The sequence below is a fragment of the Synechococcus sp. H70.1 genome (genome assembly GCF_047502705.1).
Lineage (GTDB): Bacteria > Cyanobacteriota > Cyanobacteriia > Thermostichales > Thermostichaceae > Thermostichus.
On record NZ_JANSIV010000117.1, the window covers coordinates 1 to 700 of the forward strand.

The 700-nt window shown below is 58.9% G+C and carries 1 protein-coding gene and 1 pseudogene; both read right to left on the bottom strand.

The annotated features are described in order from the left end of the window. Positions 1-296 (bottom strand): annotated as a pseudogene (locus NW827_RS08425) (hypothetical protein); the annotation flags it as partial. Between the two features lie 172 nt (positions 297-468). Beyond that, on the bottom strand, positions 469-700 hold a 232-nt coding region (locus NW827_RS08430; protein WP_414503567.1), incomplete at its 5' end, for a DUF6761 family protein.

Genomic DNA, 700 nt, shown 5'->3' on the forward strand with positions numbered 1-700 from the left:
TGAAAAGGGATGTTGGCCAGGTCGTAGAGGTAGATGGGGGCAAAAACCAGCGCCAGCAGCCCCAGGTGTAGCAGCTCCTGACGCCAGCGCAGCCGCGTCGGATCCCAAGGGAGCTGAGCCGGAGGAAACTGGGCCACATACAGCCCCACCAGCAGGATGCTTAGCAGCCAGATACCCATCTGCAGTACGTGGTAGCCAAACACCCCGTACCAGAGGGTCAGGGCTATTCCCAAGCCCAGGCCGGATCCCAGCAAAGCCGGACGCCGGGAAGTTGCCAGGGTATCCCAAACTGCCATAGAACTGAGAGGAATCGACTGCTCTCAGCCTACCAGGCCCAAGTTGTTCTCAAAACCGCCCTACCCCCAGCTTCTCTCCCGAAGGACGGGAGAAAGACCCCAAGGCTAGAGAACTTAGGAATTGAGGCTGCGGCCTACCGGTCGCAAGGATTGCCAGCAGGGATCCCCAAAGTTAGTAGCCCCGCATCCTCTCCGTCTCCCGCTCCAGTTCCGGATCCATGAAGTTGGACGGATCGTAGAGGAAGCGGTTGACCTCATCTTCGAGGCGGTAAATCTCAAAGGGCTCCAATTGTTTGCCAGTTCGCAAGGCCAGCAGGTAACCGTCCACCAGCAGCCTTAGCTCGTCAGTGCGCTGATAGCCGCGATGCCAACTGTCCACCAGCGCGTCGGTTAGAGCTTGATAG